Source organism: Xylanibacter rodentium (assembly GCF_013166575.1).
In the GTDB taxonomy this organism is placed as follows: domain Bacteria; phylum Bacteroidota; class Bacteroidia; order Bacteroidales; family Bacteroidaceae; genus Prevotella; species Prevotella rodentium.
Window position 1 is genome coordinate 77,056 of sequence record NZ_JABKKE010000010.1, and the last position, 18,569, is coordinate 95,624.

The 18,569-nt window shown below is 46.7% G+C and carries 17 protein-coding genes; 5 read left to right on the top strand and 12 right to left on the bottom strand.

Annotation, left to right across the window (positions count from 1 at the left end):
• The first annotated feature begins 52 nt into the window (after window positions 1-52).
• Genes porD through HPS55_RS07385 form a run of 3 tightly spaced genes read left to right on the top strand, consistent with a single transcriptional unit; the run spans window position 53 to window position 4,311 of the window.
• A complete protein-coding gene (gene porD, locus HPS55_RS07375; RefSeq protein ID WP_253945796.1) occupies window positions 53-958 on the top strand; it encodes a type IX secretion system protein PorD in 906 nt (301 codons plus the stop codon).
• Between the two features lie 4 nt (window positions 959-962).
• A complete protein-coding gene (gene recN / locus HPS55_RS07380; protein ID WP_172175515.1) occupies window positions 963-2,621 on the top strand; it encodes a DNA repair protein RecN in 1,659 nt (552 codons plus the stop codon).
• Window positions 2,622-2,628: 7 nt separating this feature from the next.
• A complete protein-coding gene (locus tag HPS55_RS07385; protein WP_172175513.1) occupies window positions 2,629-4,311 on the top strand; it encodes a tetratricopeptide repeat protein in 1,683 nt (560 codons plus the stop codon).
• 94 nt (window positions 4,312-4,405) lie between these two features.
• Here HPS55_RS07385 and dnaB read toward each other — a convergent pair whose 3' ends face one another.
• Window positions 4,406-5,977: a replicative DNA helicase gene (dnaB, locus tag HPS55_RS07390; RefSeq protein WP_172175511.1), complete on the bottom strand. Its 1,572-nt coding sequence runs from the start codon at window positions 5,975-5,977 to the stop codon at window positions 4,406-4,408.
• Between the two features lie 230 nt (window positions 5,978-6,207).
• On the opposite strand from dnaB, the gene ispE reads away from it, so the two are divergent.
• Complete coding sequence (ispE, locus tag HPS55_RS07395) at window positions 6,208-7,035, top strand: 4-(cytidine 5'-diphospho)-2-C-methyl-D-erythritol kinase (RefSeq protein ID WP_172175509.1); 828 nt, start codon at window positions 6,208-6,210, stop codon at window positions 7,033-7,035.
• A 598-nt stretch (window positions 7,036-7,633) separates the two neighbouring features.
• Here the strand turns inward: ispE and fucO are convergent.
• The 11 genes from fucO to HPS55_RS07450 all read right to left on the bottom strand — a co-directional run bounded on the left by fucO (window position 7,634) and on the right by HPS55_RS07450 (window position 17,772).
• The gene (fucO, locus tag HPS55_RS07400; protein ID WP_172175507.1) at window positions 7,634-8,788 is read right to left on the bottom strand and encodes a lactaldehyde reductase; all 1,155 of its coding nucleotides are present in this window, start codon (window positions 8,786-8,788) and stop codon (window positions 7,634-7,636) included.
• 93 nt (window positions 8,789-8,881) lie between these two features.
• A complete protein-coding gene (locus tag HPS55_RS07405) occupies window positions 8,882-9,934 on the bottom strand; it encodes a YeiH family protein (protein WP_172175505.1) in 1,053 nt (350 codons plus the stop codon).
• A gap of 44 nt (window positions 9,935-9,978) precedes the next feature.
• The gene (locus HPS55_RS07410) at window positions 9,979-10,557 is read right to left on the bottom strand and encodes a manganese efflux pump MntP (RefSeq protein WP_172175503.1); all 579 of its coding nucleotides are present in this window, start codon (window positions 10,555-10,557) and stop codon (window positions 9,979-9,981) included.
• Window positions 10,558-10,789: 232 nt separating this feature from the next.
• Window positions 10,790-11,827 (bottom strand): UDP-glucose 4-epimerase GalE, encoded by a 1,038-nt coding sequence (galE, locus tag HPS55_RS07415; protein WP_172175501.1) that lies wholly within the window; start codon window positions 11,825-11,827, stop codon window positions 10,790-10,792.
• Between the two features lie 344 nt (window positions 11,828-12,171).
• Entirely contained in the window at window positions 12,172-12,774 is a 603-nt protein-coding gene (gene rsxA, locus HPS55_RS07420) for an electron transport complex subunit RsxA (protein ID WP_172175499.1), read from the bottom strand.
• Window positions 12,775-12,780: 6 nt separating this feature from the next.
• Complete coding sequence (gene rsxE, locus HPS55_RS07425) at window positions 12,781-13,365, bottom strand: electron transport complex subunit RsxE (RefSeq protein WP_172175497.1); 585 nt, start codon at window positions 13,363-13,365, stop codon at window positions 12,781-12,783.
• Between the two features lie 25 nt (window positions 13,366-13,390).
• Window positions 13,391-14,068, bottom strand: coding sequence for an RnfABCDGE type electron transport complex subunit G (locus HPS55_RS07430; RefSeq protein WP_172175495.1), 678 nt, complete (start codon window positions 14,066-14,068; stop codon window positions 13,391-13,393).
• Window positions 14,065-15,063, bottom strand: a complete 999-nt coding sequence (locus tag HPS55_RS07435) for an RnfABCDGE type electron transport complex subunit D (protein ID WP_172175493.1) — start codon at window positions 15,061-15,063, stop codon at window positions 14,065-14,067. The genes HPS55_RS07430 and HPS55_RS07435 overlap by 4 nt, the downstream gene beginning before the upstream one ends.
• A 7-nt stretch (window positions 15,064-15,070) precedes the next feature.
• A complete protein-coding gene (gene rsxC / locus HPS55_RS07440; protein WP_172175491.1) occupies window positions 15,071-16,423 on the bottom strand; it encodes an electron transport complex subunit RsxC in 1,353 nt (450 codons plus the stop codon).
• 5 nt (window positions 16,424-16,428) lie between these two features.
• Complete coding sequence (locus HPS55_RS07445) at window positions 16,429-17,328, bottom strand: Fe-S cluster domain-containing protein (RefSeq protein WP_172175489.1); 900 nt, start codon at window positions 17,326-17,328, stop codon at window positions 16,429-16,431.
• A 30-nt stretch (window positions 17,329-17,358) separates the two neighbouring features.
• A complete protein-coding gene (locus tag HPS55_RS07450) occupies window positions 17,359-17,772 on the bottom strand; it encodes a SoxR reducing system RseC family protein (protein ID WP_172175487.1) in 414 nt (137 codons plus the stop codon).
• A 300-nt stretch (window positions 17,773-18,072) separates the two neighbouring features.
• Between HPS55_RS07450 and HPS55_RS07455 the strand changes: the two genes are divergently transcribed.
• Window positions 18,073-18,513 carry a hypothetical protein gene (locus HPS55_RS07455; RefSeq protein WP_172175485.1) on the top strand — a complete coding sequence of 147 codons (441 nt, stop codon included), beginning with the start codon at window positions 18,073-18,075 and terminating at the stop codon, window positions 18,511-18,513.
• Window positions 18,514-18,569: the final 56 nt, after the last annotated feature.

An 18,569-nucleotide genomic window follows, 5' to 3' on the forward strand; every position in this document is an offset into this window, starting at 1 on the left:
CATGACATACGAATACACAATCCATCATACTGTAAATGAGAGAGAGCATTGCATGATTAAGAGAATTTTGATGACAATGGCCGTACTGATGTCTGTCACTGGGGCATATGCTCAAGAATTACAGGCAAAGATCAACATCAACCACAGTCAGGTAGGTGTAACGGACGTGAGCGTGTTCGAAAACCTCAAGCAGACACTTGAGCAGTTTGTAAACGAACGTCAATGGACAGAATTGCAGTTTCAGAAGAACGAACGCATCGTATGCAACTTCAACATAACCATCAATAAATACGACAAGACCAACAACCTTTTTGAATGTACCGCAATGATACAGGCCAACCGACCTGTATACAACTCTCAGTACACAACAACGCTATACAACAACAAGGACGCTGACTTCAACTTTGAATTCGCCCAGTTTGACCAGCTTAACTATAATGATGAGAATGTCGACAACCAGCTGACGGCTCTCTTTGCCTATTACGCTTATCTGATAATAGGTCTCGACCTTGACAGTTTTTCACCGCTCGGGGGCACAGACGTGCTGCAACGCTGCCTATATCTGGTAAACAACACGCAGAATCTCAACTTCACCGGATGGAAAGCTTTTGAAAACAGCCGCAACCGCTTCGCCATTATCAACGACTACATGGAAGAAGGCATGAAACCGTTCCGCATGCTGCAATACGATTACTATCGGAAGGGGTTGGACGAAATGGCAAACAATGTGGAGCGTGGACGCACCGAAGTCACCACTGCATTACAACAGAATTTGAAACAAGCCCACGAGAACAAACCACTCAGCCTGTTGCCACAAATATGGACAGACTACAAAAAGGATGAGCTTGTCAATATATATAAAGGCAAAGGAACCCAAAAAGAGAAAGAGTCTGTATACGACATACTAATGGGCATCAACGCCTCGCAAAGCAGCTCGTGGAACAAAATAAAGCAATAATATCATGCTAAAGCAGCTATACATACGCAACTTCACACTGATAGACACGCTCAACATGCAGTTTAAGTCCGGATTCTCCGTCATAACAGGTGAAACCGGAGCCGGAAAAAGTATCATCCTCGGGGCCATAGGGCTATTACTCGGTCAGCGTGCCGACTCAAAGATGATAAGACACGGCGCGGCCAAATGCGTGATAGAGGCCCATTTTGACCTGTCACGATACGGCATGGAACCTTTTTTTGAAAAAAATGACATCGAATACGATGCCTACGACTGTATCATACGACGTGAACTGACCGCAACAGGCAAAAGCCGGGCCTTCATCAACGACAGTCCTGCCCCACTCTCCATGCTAAAGGAACTCGGCGAAATGCTCGTTGACGTACACAGCCAACATCAGAACCTGCTCATCAACAAGCAGGATTTCCAACTCAACGTGGTTGATATAATAGCCGACAACTCAGCACTGCTCGACAGATACCAAGAAACATATGCCTTATATACACAAAAAAGACGCCTACTTGACGAGCTGCGTGAGGAAATAGAAGGCAACCGCCGGAATGCAGACTTCCTGCAATTTCAATACGACGAACTGGTATCGGCCGGCCTGATTTCAGGCGAACAGGAGGAGCTGGAGCAAAAAGCTGATACCATGAGCCATTCGGAGGAAATAAAAAGCGCACTGTATGACGCTGACAGACAATTGTCCGCCGACGGTACCGGTGTGGTAAGCAACCTACATTCAGCTGTAAACGCAATCAACTCCATCATAAGAGTTATGCCGGCTGCCGAGACACTTGCCCAACGCATGGAAAGCTGTCATATCGAACTGAAAGACATTTCACTGGAAATAAGCAGCATGCTCGACGACATAGACTTCGATCCTGCCGAGCTTGACGCCATCAACAGCCGTCTTGACAAGATTTACGATCTTGAGAAGAAATACCGTTGCAACACTGTCGACGAACTGACAGAACTACGCAACAGTCTTGAAAAGAAACTCAACGAAATAGAAAACAGTGACGGTACGCTCAACGAACTGGAACGGGAAATTGCCGAAATCAAAGCCGAATGCGAAAGGCAGGCCGCAACAATCAGCACCACACGCCGGGCATCAGCAGCACAAATAGAACGCGAAATGCTCACCCGTCTATCGACATTAGGGATGCCCAACGTGCAATTCCGGGTGGCAATCGACAACGAGCCATTGGGAAAGAACGGTACCGACAAGGCATCGTTCCTGTTCTGTGCCAATCGCAGCGGCCAGCTCCAGCCCGTCGCCCAAGTAGCATCAGGCGGTGAGATAGCCCGTGTGATGCTCTCGCTTAAAGCCATGATAAGCGGTGCAGTGAAGCTGCCAACCATCATCTTCGATGAGATAGACACCGGCGTGAGCGGCAAGATTGCCGAACAGATGGCACAGATAATGCAGCAGATGGGCCGCTCCGACCGTCAGGTTATCAGCATAACCCACCTTCCGCAGATAGCAGCCCTCGGAACAACACATTATAAAGTATACAAGGAAGACACGACCGACGGCACCATCAGCCACATGCAAATGCTCACCCCCGACGAACGTATACGCGAGATAGCCCAGATGCTCAGCGGAAGCGACGTGTCGGAAGCTGCAATAAACAACGCCAAACAACTCTTGAAAATATAAAAAAAATATGAAACGACACTTCATCATAACAATAATCAGCATTGCCATTACCACAAGCACCGCCTTTGCCCAACAGCCCAAATGGACCAAACAGGCAGCCAAATCAGTGTTCACTCTGAAGGCATTTGCCGCTGACGGCACCATGACCGGCAGCACAAACGGATTCTATATAGGTGAGTCGGGCGAGGCTGTCAGCAGTTTCACCCCGTTCCGCGGAGCCTCGAAAGCAATCGTCATCGATGCCCAAGGCAAGGAATGGGATGTTGAATACCTCCTTGGAGCAAACGAAACATACGATGTGGCAAAATTCCGTACCACCGCACGCCGCACCACTCCACTGCCAATATCATCCGCGACCGCAGCCGAAGGGTCAGCAACATGGCTCATCCCCTACAGTGTAAAGAAGACTCCGCCTGCAACGAAAGGTGAAATCAGCAGGATAGAGACATTTCAAGACAACTACCGATACTACACCGTCAGCATGACCGGCATGCCTGAAAACGCCATGAGCTGTCCACTGCTCAATGATGCGGGCGAAGCCATAGGTATCATACAGGAGTCTGCCAAGACCGGCGGCAACACGTACCATGCTGTCAGCACAACCTTTGCTGCCGACTTGAAAATAAGCGGACTGAGCATCAACGACCCCGTACTGAGAAGCACGGCCATAAAAAAAGACTTGCCTGATGAGCTCAATCAGGCCATACTGACAATGTACGTGGCTGCATCGACGACAGACTCTGCGACATATGCAAGCATGGTGGAAGACTTTATACGCAAGTTTCCAGACTCATCAGACGGCTATATATACAGAGCCAAGATAAATACCGAAGCGAAAAACTTCAGTGCCGCCGACCGCGACATGGCCCAGGCCATCAAAGTTGCCGAAAAGAAAGACGAAGTACACTACAGCTACTCCGGAATGATATACCAGAAAGAACTGTACATGTCCGACAGTCCTTACGAAGCGTGGTCACTTGACCGCGCTGCCGAAGAAGCCGAAGAAGCATACAAGATAAATCCGCTTGCCATATACCGCCAGCGTAAGGCACAGATAAGATTTGCCCAAAAGCGATATGACGAAGCATACGATATATACAAAGACATACTTACCGAAGGCACCCGTACCGCAGAAATATACTACGAGGCTGCGCGCTGCAAAGAGATGACAGGCGATTCGACAGCCATGGTGGCTATGCTCGACAGTGCCATAAACACATTCAGCCGTCCATACCTCAAAGAGGCAGCACCATATCTGCTCATCCGCGCACAAAGGCTCAGTGCCATGAAAGAGTACCGGAAAGCCGTAGCCGACTACAACGAATACGAACATCTCATGTATTCGCAACTCACCGACCGTTTCTACTATATACGGGCACTTGTCGAAATGGACGGCCATATGTATCAACAAGCCATAAACGACATGAACAAAGCAATAGAAAAGAATCCGAAAAGCACACTGTATATCGCCGAGAAAGCATCGTTCGAGGTACGTCTCGGACTTCTTGACGATGCTATCGAAACAGCCAAAGCCTGCATAAAGCTTGACAGTTCGCTGAGCGACGGGTATCTGTTTCTCGGCCTTGCACAATGTCTTAAAGGCAACAAGACAGACGGGCTGGCCAACCTTCAGAAAGCAAAGGAACTGGGCGACACCCAGGCAGAAGGACTCATGGAGAAATACCAGTGAGAGCAGCTTCACTCTCACTTAAGTTTTAAAGGAGCCAATGGGTTTTCGTTACCATTGACTCCTTTAAAATTCTGAACCAAAGAAATACAGACTACTAAAAAGGCATCGGTCCGTCACCGCCAGGAGGCGGCATCATCCCCATTGAGAACGGATCGTAACCACCGGCCATGTCGGACATATCGCTGCCCGACATGGCACCGCCGTTCAGCTTGGATCCGAGAATCTCACCACTATCAGGAGTAGAACCGCGACGCAACTTGGTATCTTCGGGATTCTCAAAACGCGTAAATTCGCCACGGAAAGTCAGCAACACATCTCCCGTTGCACCCTTACGATGCTTGGCTATGATTATCTGAGCCATGCCATGCAAGTCGCGCCCGTTGTCATCCTGATAAATATGATAATACTCGGGACGATGAACGAAAAGCACCATATCGGCATCCTGCTCGATGGCTCCCGACTCTCGCAAGTCACTAAGCTGCGGACGCTTGCCCTCCAATCCCTCACGCGACTCCACACCACGGTTCAACTGGCTCAATGCAAGTATAGGAACATCCAGCTCCTTGGCCAGTCCCTTCAGTGAGCGTGATATGGTAGAGACCTCTTCCTGACGGCTGCTGAACCGCATACCGTTGGCATTCATCAGCTGAAGATAGTCTATCATGATAATCTTGACACCATGCTCACGCACCAGACGGCGCGCCTTGGTACGCAATTCGAAGACCGAAAGTCCCGGAGTGTCGTCCACATACAACGGCGCACCTATCAGTCCGTTCATACGTTTGTCCAGCCGGTCCCACTCGTCGGGCTGCAACTGTCCGTTAAGAATCTTGCTTCCCTGAATCTCACAACAGTTGGATATAAGTCTGTTGACCAACTGCACATTGCTCATTTCAAGCGAGAAGAAAGCCATAGGCACCTTATAGTCAGCCGCGATATTCTTGGCCATCGAAAGGGCGAACGATGTCTTGCCCATGGCCGGACGGCCGGCAATGATGACAAGGTCGCTCGGTTGCCATCCGCTCGTGATGTCGTCCAGCTTGTGATAGCCCGTCGGCACACCTGTCAGTCCGTCCTTGTTGGCCGCTGCTTTCTGTATCACTTCGACAGCATTCTTTATGACAGGGTCAATCTGCGTGTACTCCTTCTTCATGTTACGCTGTGAGAGTTCGAAGAGAGCACCCTCGGCCTCCTGCATCAAGTCGTCGATATCGGTAGTACCGTCAAACGCCTTTGTCTCTATCACGCTGGCATACGATATCAGCTGGCGGGCCACAAACTTCTGCGCTATGATACGCGCATGATACTCAATATTGGCCGATGAGGCCACACGCGAACTCAGTTCGGATATATAGACAGGGCCTCCAACCTCTTCCAACTTGCCATTCTTGGCAAGCTGGTCGGTAACGGTGAGCACATCGACCGGACGCTCGGCCATGCTCAGATCGCGTATGGCTGAATATATCATCTGATTGCGAGGCTCATAGAAACTCTCAGGATAGAGCATCTCGCAGACCACCGCATAAGCATCCTTGTCTATCATCAGTGCACCGAGCACGACTTTCTCCACATCCAAAGCCTGCGGCTGAAGATGTCCGTAGGTATTGTCCACGGGGGCCGGTTTGCGTGGCTGCCGGCGTCCTTTGCCATTATCTTGTTCTGCCATTGTCTTTTTTATAATTCATTCCATCAAAAATCACCCGATACGAAAGCGGACTGCATCGGATGCAATAATCACCACACTGATTGTTGGCGGATGCAAAATTACGATTTTTTTCGTAACTTCCGTCTAAAGAAAAATCATTTTCTTTCCCATGCCTGTATATAATATCATGTTTTTATTGTACATTTGCATCTGTGCAACTGTCTGCATCCACCTTTAAACTCAAAAAAACGATGATAACATTTCCCATAGCAAAGATAAATTTAGGCCTCAACGTCGTAAGCCGGCGTGCCGACGGATATCACAATCTCGAAACCGTTTTCTATCCTGTACCCATAAAAGACGCCCTCGAAATATATCCGATGGACGATGCTTTCCCGTCACCGACGGCCTGCGACCTTAAAGTGACCAACATCAGCATCGAGGGCGACGAGCAGCGCAACCTTGTAGTCAGGGCCTACAACATGCTGGCTGAGCGCTATCCCCTGCCACGCATACATGCCCATCTACACAAAAGCATACCCACACAGGCCGGTATGGGCGGTGGTTCGAGCGACTGTGCATACATGATACGTCTGCTCAACGAATCGTTCAAGCTCGGTATGTCACAGGAGGAAATGATAAGCCACGCCGCCTTGCTTGGTGCCGACTGCCCGTTTTTCATACTGGGCAGGCCGGCATATGCTGAAGGCATAGGCGAACAACTGCATCCCATAGACCTCGACCTCGGCGGATGGCACATCGTCGTAGTGCGCCCCGACATTCCTGTTCCCACCAAAGATGCTTTCTCGCTCGTCACACCGCAGCAGCCTGACGCAAACTGCCGCGATATAGTGATGCAGCCCGTGGAGACATGGCGCGACACGCTCGTCAACGACTTCGAGCACAGTGTGTTCACGTTGCACCCCGAAATAGGCCGGATAAAGGAGCGGCTATACGACCTCGGAGCCGTGTATGCCGCAATGTCAGGTTCGGGCAGCAGTGTGTTCGGGCTGTTCCGCAATCCGATAAAGCCTGCGGAGCATTTCAAGGACATGTTCACGTACGAGACACAACTGTAAGAACAGAGTGTATAACTTATATTTTAAAAATCGTAAATATGTACGTTTTATTCCGAGAAAAACGTATTTCGTTTTTTTCGAAATAGAAAGCGATAATACCCAATAGGCCGCATCAATACACGCTCTTTGCCTGACAATCCTGCAATATCGGCCGTTTTACACTCCCGTTTGGGCGCTTTTACCTTGCGAAACGGGCCGTTTTGCAATGCAATATAGGCCATATTGGGATGCGATATGGCCTATATCGGAAGGCTATTTGTGCCTCTCCGCTTTCTTTACATAGCCTCGTTATCATAACCCACTGATTATCAACACTCTCCATTTGGGCAAAAATACAGCGTTTTCGGAGCCTTGGTCGCAAATTTAAATCCGGATATCGATTAACAGTCGTTAAAGTAAAGAAAAATTATACGAGTGATTGTTGCCGACATCATAAGAATATACAAGAATCACAATAACACCCCAAAGCCCACAATACAAACAAACGTGATTCTGATGACAACCTGTCATCAGAATCACGCCAATAGGAAATGCACTTAAGCATTATTCTTTCGCGATAATCAAATCACTCTGCAAATATACAATATGCAGTCTGTCATCACAGGATAGACTTGTAGATGGCTATGATATCTTCCTTTGTCACCTCGCGCGGATTGCCCGGTGTGCAAACATCATTGATGGCCTGTTCGGCCAGTGCCGGTATGTCTTCCTCGTGAATGCCCAGCTCGCTGAGATGCTCGGGTATGCCGACGATACGCGACAGGTTGGCAATCTCGTTGCAAGCTGCCTCAACAGCCTCGTCAAGAGTCATGCCGTCTCTATATACTCCGCAGGCCTTGGCTATCTCGGCATACTTATCCTTGGCTGCCGGAGCATTGAAGCGCATCACCGTGGGCAACAGAATGGCGCAGGCCACTCCGTGGGGAACATCGTGAAGAGCACTCATCGGATGGGCCATACCGTGGTCGACACCGAGACCGACGTTGGAAAATGCCATTCCGGCAATATACTGTGCCACAGCCATACCGTTGCGTCCTTCTGGATTCTCGGGCTCGTTGACGGCTATGGGCAGGTATTTGTGTATCATCTCTATGGCCTTAATCTCAAACATGTCGCTCATCTCCCACGCTGCCTTGGTGATATATCCCTCGATGGCATGGGTCATGGCATCCATTCCGGTCGAAGCCGTAAGCCCCTTTGGGAGCGAATACATCAGTTCGGCGTCTACGATGGCAACGGCCGGTATGTCGTTGGGATCGACACAGACCATCTTCTTCTGGTTTTCCTCATCGACAATCACATAATTGATTGTGGTCTCGGCGGCCGTACCGGCTGTGGTAGGCAACGCGATGATGGGCAGACTCTTCTTCTTGGTATCGGCCACTCCCTCAAGCGAAACGATGTCGGAAAACTCAGGGTTGTTGCATACTATACCTATGCCCTTGGCCGTATCCATGGCCGAACCGCCGCCAATGGCAACGATAAAGTCCGCTCCGGCAGCCTTGCATGCCGCGATGCCGTCCTTCACGTTGGTCACCGTCGGATTGGGTTTTACATCATCAAATATATCATATACAATGCCGGCGGCATCGAGTTCGTCAATCACCATCTTTGCGACACCGAACTTCATCAGGCTCTTGTCTGTTACAACCAATGCTTTCTTGTAGCCAAAACGACGGACCACGCCCGGAAGCTCCTTGCGTGCACCAGGGCCGAAGTAAGACACTTCGTTCAAAATAAATCTGTTCACCATGAGTTTTTTGTTTTAAATTAGTAAATAGTCATACAAAGATAAGTATATTTTTCCATATTGTCATATCAATATAAAGAAATGTTCAGGAAAACATCAGAATAGCGGCACAAGATATCTTGCCATCAGATAGCCGGCCGTGACAAGCCAGACAAAAAGAATGAAAGCGAGAAGAAACGGCTTGAAACCGGCCTTTCGGAATTTCTCTATGCTGGTTTCGGCACCGAGCGCGGTCATGGCCATCGTGAGCAGGAATGTATCCAGGACATTGATAAAATCGACAATGTCGGGAGACAGGATTCCAAATGAATTGAAACCGATAACGACAAGAAAAAGCACGGCAAACCATGGTATGGAAATCTTTGACCGGCTGTCACCGGCTGCAACGTCAGCATCTGTGCCCCTCCCCCTCACTGCCTCACGCGAGACACAGTAACCGAGCACAAGCAGCACCGGCACAAGCATCATCACACGAATCATCTTGACGATAATGGCTGAATTGGAGACATCGGTCCCCATGGCGTTTCCTGCACCCACGGCATGGGCCACCTCGTGAATGGTCGAGCCGGTGAATATTCCCATGGCATCAGGCGACAGGTCCATTACTCCGCTACGGTAAAGCGCAGGATAAAGAAACATTGCCAACGTACCGAATATAACGACGGTAGCCACTGCAACAGCTGTCTGATAGGGTTTGGCCTTGATGGCGGACTCGGCTCCAAGTACGGCCGCTGCACCGCAGATTCCACTGCCCACGGAAGTCAGTAAAGCAATGTTACGCTCCATTCCGAGAATACGCCCGATAAAGACACCGCCGCAAATGGTCGTCATTACGATGACGGCATCCACACATACTGCCGAAAGTCCGACAGCCGTAACGTCCTGAAACGTCAGGCGAAAACCGTAAAGAATGATACCGATGCGCAGCACACGCTTGGAACAGAATACTATGCCGGGCACCCATGTAGGCGGCAAATTGTTGCGAAGACTGTTGGCATATAACATGCCAAGGACTATACCGACAATCATAGGACTGAAAGACAAGCTTTTGACAAAGCTGACATCACATATATAAAACGCGGCACACGAGAACAATACAATTAATAATACGCCATGGAGCATGCTGCTCCGCTGTTCTGTCAATTTCATATATAAACTGATTAAAACTACAATCAAAAAATCATTGACTCCGCTTATATCACATCAAGATGGGTCAAAAGTATCTTTAAACCTATGAACATCAGGATGATACCTCCCAAAAGTTCAGGACGCAGACGATGTTCGATAGTCCTGCCGAAACGCACTCCAAGTACATTACCGACAATACTCATGAAAAAAGAGACTATGCCTATAATGCCAAGTGGAAAAACGAGCTGTGAAATACATCCGTAACCGATACATGCAAACGAAATTCCGATGGCAAGCGCATCTATGCTCGTGGCAATGGACAGCACAAACTGGGTACTTGGCTTTTCGGGAGAAAAGTGCCTGTCCTTACCTGTATCAAACGATTCTTTTATCATCCTTCCACCAATAAAAAACAACAGGCAGAAGGCTATCCAATGGTCAAAGGATTCGATACCGGAACTGAAACGATTGGTTCCAAGCCATCCTAAAAACGGCATCAAGGCTTGAAAAAGACCGAATAGTATACTCATGCGCAATACAACTATCCAGACATACCTACGGAGAATAACGCCACTGACGATTGATACGGTGAAGCAATCCATTGCAAGAGCAAAAGACAGGAAGATAATATCTAAAGTACTCATAACAGAATGGAAAAGTAATAAATAAAAATCGAATTATCCCCGATTCACATCAGAGGATAAAAAAACAACACAGACACAAAACAAAACACGGTCTTATCATAAAAAGGCCGGTCCTAAAATATCTTCGGGAATCGGCCAATAAGTCAAAACGGCATCATCACTGACTTTGCATTATACCGAAAGGACTTATTGACCGATTGCTGTTTTATATTAAGTTTTCAAGACAAGGAAATCACTGTATTCCTTCGTTACGAAGTTTCTCCTGCCATTTCCAAGCTGACTTCAAGGTATCTTCCAGACTCGTCTCAGCCTTCCATCCCAACACATTGTTGGCCTTTTCGGGATTAGCCCATACCTTCTCGATATCACCTGCACGCCGAGGTGCGAATGTCCAATTCAACTTTACTCCTGTAGCAGCCTCAAAAGCATCGACAATTTCTTTCGTGCTCACTCCTCTGCCGGTACCGACATTGAACACTTCCAGCTTGTCGCTGTCCGTATCAAGAACACGCTCCATTGCTTTCACATGTGCCTTGGCAAGATCTACCACATATATGTAGTCACGGATACATGTTCCGTCGGGAGTGTCGTAGTCGTTACCGAACACTTTCAGCTGCTCGCGTATTCCCATGGCAGTCTGAGTTACGTAAGGAATAAGATTCATAGGCACGCCATTAGGCATTTCACCGATGATAGCGGTAGGGTGCGAGCCTATAGGATTGAAATAACGCAGAAGAATGGCTTTAATTGGAGCGCCGCTGTTGATGTCGTCACGGATAATCTCCTCGTTGACTTGCTTTGTATTGCCATAAGGGCTCTCAGCCGGTTTGATGGGAGCATCCTCTGTCACGGGCAGATTCTCAGGATCGGGCTGACCGTATACTGTGCAGCTCGATGAGAAAATTATACCTTTAACATTGTGTTTGGGCATAAGTTCAAGCAGATTCACCAGACTTACAATATTGTTACGGTAATATAGCAGAGGCTTCTCCACACTCTCACCGACTGCCTTGCTCGCGGCAAAATGGATGATGCCGGCTATATCCGGATACTTGGCAAACACCTTGTCCATTGCTTCAAAGTCGCAGCAGTCTACCTGCTCAAATGCCGGACGCACCCCGGTTATCTTCTCAATTCCATCCACTACATTTGCCTGTGAATTGGAAAGATTGTCAACGATTACGACCTTATAACCGGCATTTTGCAACTCTACGGTAGTATGAGAACCAATGAATCCGGTTCCTCCCGTCACTAATATTGTCTGTTTCATTGTTATATTGTTATATTTTGAATAATTGATAATGCAAAATTACATAAAAAAAGGAAAACAAGAAAATAAACAGATGGAATTATTTAAGTTTAAGTTAATCAACAAAATTAATTTAAATGATTTGCGGAATATTCCTTTGAGTAAGAAAAAATGTAGCGAGCTACTCATAAGTCAGATAATTAAAAGAGTTATCGCCCGCAATGCCTGATTATCAGTTAAAGCCGACATCATCATAAAGGATTAATGTTTATGTATTTGATAAATACAACATTCCTTTATATATTGCAATGTCTTTAGCTCATAAACAAGCACTGCAGGCGATAAGCCTGTACTCCTGATTAAACTTACTCCAATCCAAAAATCTGCTTCAGCCCTCCGTCCACACCGGAGAATCCCATAAAGGCAAGACTCAACAGACCGGCCGATACAAGAACAATGGCCATGCCACGCATTCCCTTAGGTATGTTCACCATCTCAAGTTGCTCACGCATTCCTGCAAATACTGTCATGGCAAGTCCGAAGCCAATGGCTGTAGACAAAGCATATACAATGCCCTCGAGCATATTATAGTCTTTCTGAATTACAAGGATAGCTACACCAAGTACGGCACAGTTAGTGGTAATCAGCGGCAGGAATATTCCCAATGCCTGATAGAGAGCGGGCGACACTTTCTTCAATACAATCTCCACCATCTGCACGAGGGAGGCTATAACGAGAATGAAAGTTATCGTCTGAAGATATTGAAGCCCAAAGACATCAAGCACAAGTTTTTGCACCAGAAATGTTACGATGGTGGCAAGTGTAAGCACAAAGGCCACAGCAGCACTCATTCCGAGAGCTGTATCCACTTTCTTTGACACTCCGAGGAACGGACATATTCCAAGGAACTGCGACAACACAATGTTGTTTACAAATATTGCCGATATAAAAATAAGTATGTATTCCATATGTGATTAAGCTTTCTTTAATTTATTGACGATGGCAATAAGGAATCCAAGCGTTATGAATGCTCCGGGAGGCAATATGAACAACAAGATGTTATATGTTTCCGGCAACAACACTACACCAAAAACGGAACCTGCACCTAAAACTTCACGCACGATACCGAGGAACGTCAGTGATACGGTAAATCCGAGACCGATGCCAAGTCCGTCAAAAAGACTTGCTACAGAATTGTTCTTACAAGCGAAAGCCTCGGCACGACCAAGAATAATACAGTTTACCACTATAAGCGGAATAAAAAGTCCGAGAGACTTGTTCACTTCAGGTAAATATGCCTTGAGGCACATCTGAAGGATTGTTACAAATGATGCTATAACAACAATGAATACCGGTATTCGCACTTTATCGGGAGTAATGCTCTTTATCAATGATATTGCTATATTGGAGCATATCAGAACAAACATCGTGGCAAGCCCCATCGACATGCCGTTTTGTGCGGATGTAGTGGTGGCCAGCGTAGGGCACATGCCAAGCAGAAGCACAAATGTAGGATTCTCCTTGATGATGCCGTTAAGTAATATTTTAATATAGTTCATATATTTCTCTCATTTTAATGATTAATCACTCTTCTGTTCCACACTTTGCAGCCCTATCCTGTAAGTCGTCACCGGTAATATCCTTAACCTGCTTTGACGCACCGCTTGCAGCATCAACATCCTGATCTGCATATGCAGCATAAGCCTGATTCACGGCCTTGAGGAATGCACGTGTCGTAATAGTGGAAGCCGTAATGGCATCTACATCACCGCCATCCTTGCTCACCACAAGCGGCTTTGAAGCATCCATACGACGACCTATGATATTGCCCTTGCCGTCTTTCTGGAACCATTTGTCAGCTTTGGCTCCAAGTCCCGGGGTCTCGGCATGCTGAAGAATAGTATAGCCAAGAAGATTGCCTTCTCCGTCGAATCCTACAAGCACCTTAAGGTCACCGCCGAATCCCATCGTCGTACTCTCTACCGCAGCACCGAGGAAATTGCCGTCAGAATCACTTGTCTTGTGCACGACGAAAGTATAATCCTTGCCTCCAATGTTTTTCTTCAGCTCGTCATTGGCCGTAACTGTAAGATTCTCAACCCCCATCACACTCTTGATACCATTGGCCAAAGCCAATTCATCCTGTTCTTTTATCGGGGTTTCTGTCGCATTGTTCACCCATGCCAGCAATCCGCCGGACACTACAGCCACGGTCACAAGCACAATGATCATATTGGTAAGTGATGATTCTAACTTTTTCATTTCTTTACTACCTCCCCGAAACGTTTTGGTTTGACATAAGTATTGATAAGCGGAGTAAAAGCATTCATGATGAGTATGGCAAATGACATGCCCTCCGGATATGCACCCCAGTTACGAATAACAATTGTCAGCAAACCTATGGCAACGCCATAAATAAGCTGACCACGACTGTTCATGGGGGATGTAACATAATCGGTTGCCATGAATATAGCACCCAACATCAGACCACCGCTGAAAATTACAGTAAACGGATCGGCATATACCGGATTAATAAAGTGAAGCAAACCACTGAGAACGAACACTGTACCGATGATACTCACAGGAATGTGCCAAGTGATAATCTTCTTCCAAAGCATGAAAACCAGACCGACAAGCAAAGCCAACGCGCAAACCTCTCCCAAACATCCTGCACCGCCGGACCCGGCATTGCCAATAAGCAAAGACAATGAATCTGGCAATTGTCCAAGCACTGAGGCATCACCACTCTTTATCGCATCTTTCATTACACTCAATGGAGTGGCACCTGTCATAGCATCAGTATAAGCCCCAAGCTGACCGGCAACGGGCCACGAAGTCATCTGTGCCGGAAAAGACACAAGCAGAAAGCAACGTCCCACCAGGGCCGGATTAAAAAGGTTACATCCAAGTCCTCCGAACGTCATCTTTCCGATGCCGATAGCAACAAGTGCACCTATGATTATAATCCATATAGGAAGGTTGGACGGAAGGTTGAAACCAAGAAGCAATCCTGTAAGAATGGCAGAACCATCCATAACAGTACCGTTCTCTCTTTTCAAAATAAATTTTGTTATAGCCCACTCGAACACCATGCAGGCAACAACACTTGTTGCACACACTATAGCCGAACCCAATCCGAAGAAATAGAACGAAACGAGAAGAGCAGGAACAAGAGCGATCACCACTCCATACATATTCTTCTCCACACTGTCGGTTCCATGTGCGTGCGGTGATAATGAAACTATTAATTTTCCCATGATTGTTTTACTTTTTAGCATTACGGGCTCTTATGATACCCATTACTGTACTCTTTCCCAATCGTATATTGTCAAGTATCGGCCGATGAGACGGACATGTAAACTGGCACGAGCCACACTCTATACACGAAGTGATGCCCTCGGCCTCAACCTTTTCCCAATTGTGCATTGACGAAGCCGTAGCCAGCAAGAACGGTTCAAGTCCCATAGGACATACACTGACACACTTGGCACACCGTATACAAGGTTGCGGCGACTTACGCATGGCCTCATCCTCACTGATAACAGTTACACTGTTAGTTCCCTTGCATACAGGCACGTCAACAGAAGTCAGTGCCTTTCCCATCATCGGACCACCGGCCAACAGTTTGTTATTTCCTTCCGGCATACCACCACAGGCATCGATAAGTTCCTTCATAGGTGTACCCATACGTACAAGGAAGTTGCCCGGATTGGACAAACGCTTACCCGTAACCGTAGTGTAACGTTCAAACAAAGGCTTACGCTTCATTACAGCCTGATATACGGCAAAAGCAGTTCCCACATTCTGAACAATTGCACCTACATTAACGGGGATGGCTGGTGGAGCCGGTACCTGACGGCGGATAACAGCATCCACAAGCTGTTTCTCGCCACCCTGAGGATAACGCTGTTTCAATGGCACCACCTCAATCTTTGGGTTACCGGACGTCTTCTGCGTAAGCAACTCTATGGCCTGCGGTTTGTTGGTCTCTATACCTATATAACCTTTATCCACCTTCGCTGCTTTCATCAGCAATTCAAGTCCCACAAGAATCTCATCGGCATGCTCCATCATAAGACGATAATCCGACGTTATATACGGCTCACATTCCACAGCATTTATTATCACACACTCGGCTTTAGCCGTAGGCGGAGGACACAACTTGATAAAAGTAGGAAAGCCCGCACCTCCCATACCTGTAACACCGGCAACCTTGATGCGCTCGACAATTTCCTCTGGTGTCAGTTCCGGATGGGCATCCAATGTCTCAAGGGAGTCCGAACGGTCAATATTCTCTTCCCACTCGTCACCTTCAACATTGATTATAATTGCAGGTACACGATACCCCGTAGCATCTATAGCCGTATCCACTTTGAATACAGTTCCTGAGACTGATGAATAAATCGGAGCCGAGACAAATCCTCCGGCTTCGGCAATCAGAGTTCCCACTTTAACCTTATCACCTTTCTTCACCACCGGTTTTGTAGGTGCCCCGATATGTTGTGACAGCGGGAAGATTGCTTGTTTGGGAAGTGCTGCCACCTGCGTAGGCATCTCTGCCGTTATTTTGTTCTCCTCTGGATGTATGCCACCTATTCTGAATGTTCGTATATTCATAATACTTATGCCTCCGTCTTTATTTGTTCCACATTTTCACCATCGTCCTTTGACTCTTCCGCTACCGGTCTTGGCTTGGACGCCGGAAAGTTGACAGCTACTATAGCGTGTGTCGGACACACCTTCTCGCACTTACGGCACAGACGGCATTTATCAGGATCTATGTACGACAGATTGTTGGTGACGGTGATTGCACCAAAAGGACATTCTTTCTCACACTTACCGCAACCTATACATGCCGTCTTGCAAGCCTTCATGGCTACAGGTCCCTTATCCTTGTTTACACAACTTACATAAACACGACGACCCTTCGGTCCCTTTTTACGCAGTTCGATAATCTTACGTGGACAGGCTTTAACACATGCTCCACACGAGGTACACTTGTCTTCATCCACTTCGGGCAATCCCGTCTCATTGTTTATTGTAATGGCCCCAAACTGACAAGCGGCAACACAATCACCGCATCCCAGACATCCGAAACCGCAAGCAGTCTCGCCGGCTCCACATGCATGCATGGCTGTGCATGTGCGCAATCCTGAATACTCTGCAATTTTCGGCCGATGTTCGCACGTACCATTACACCTCACTACAGCAACCATTGGCTCCGAATTTGCCATGGCCATACCAAGCAAATCCGCAACCTTGCCCATTACATCTTGCCCCCCTACAGGACAAAACAGTCCGTCTAACGTTCCGGCATCCGCCCCCTTTACGAGTGCATCAGCTAATCCGCCACAACCGGGGAAGCCACATCCTCCGCAATTAGCCTGCGGCAACAAAGCCGCAACATCTGCAATACGCGGATCTTCTTTCACAGCAAATTTCTTGGAACAGACATACAGCACGACAGCTGCCACAAGTCCGATAGCCCCAAGCACAAGTACTGCGACTAAAATGAAACTCATAATTTTTTATTTGTTTTAGTTATACTTATTTTATTCTATCTCAAAAGCCATGCGCACCCTTAATTTCTCACGAACCAACCATACCAATATATAATAAGGTACAAGCGTAGCAAGACCACATAGTGCCGCCATTATTTCGTCAGATGTCATGAAGCGAACAATTATTATAACAGCAATAAGCACTATGAGAGGCAACCCAAACCCTATAATAAGAGCCGAAACTGCCATTCGTGTCGAAGCAGTAACAATAATTTCATCACCCACTTTCAGCCGTGAAGTATCAGAAACATTGTATACATCAATCATTTTCTCCTTGCTCTCCGATGAATTACAATGTCCGGCTATCTTACATTGGGCGCACGCTGATGTTTGGAGAATACGTACTCTCACATATTCTCCATCTATCGCTTCGATTATTCCCGAATGTTTTATTCTGTTACTCATTTTTCATTCATATTGATTCAGGCATGTAAGTTTATGGTATATCCCGATTTAAAGCTGATAGTATTATATTCCATCATACTTTTCCGCCTGATATATTATAATCTTCAAGCCTGTCAAGTCTACGTTTTGCAAACTCGACTTTACAATGCAAAGATAATACTATCTTCTGAATAATCAGTAAAAAATACAAAATATTTTTCAAAAACATTCGTAATCGTTTGCGGCTATTCAATTAATTTTATACTTTTGTATCATAATGAAACCGCATAAAAAATGCGATATACACTAAATTTATAAGTTATGAAAGCAACCGAACAAACTTTGCACCAAATCGAGAGAGCCATAAAGAAAGTGGCAGACAAATTTCCTCCGACCGACGAAGCCATGCTGCTCACAGACATTCATCTGCGTGTCAATCAAGAGACGGGCGAGTTTGTGGCCTTCGATGATGACGACAATGAGATTACACGCTCTGTAATAGAACAGTGGATTGGAGACACAAGCAACATTTTCCACAATTCTATAATTTCAATTATAAGGAAATGTATTGAGAAAAACAAAGATATAATCGACAGTATGTCTATTCTCAAACCATATTCTTTTGTTCTTGAAAACGAGGAGAAAGATCCTATTGCCGAATTGTATGTCGTGGACGATGACACCGTTATAATATATCCAGAACTCATGGCCGGACTCGATGAGGAACTCGATGATTTTCTAAAAAATCTGATTAACGACTGAAATCTTAAAAGATAATCAAAATAATATATCCCTGAAAGCCATGGATAAACTTGCAG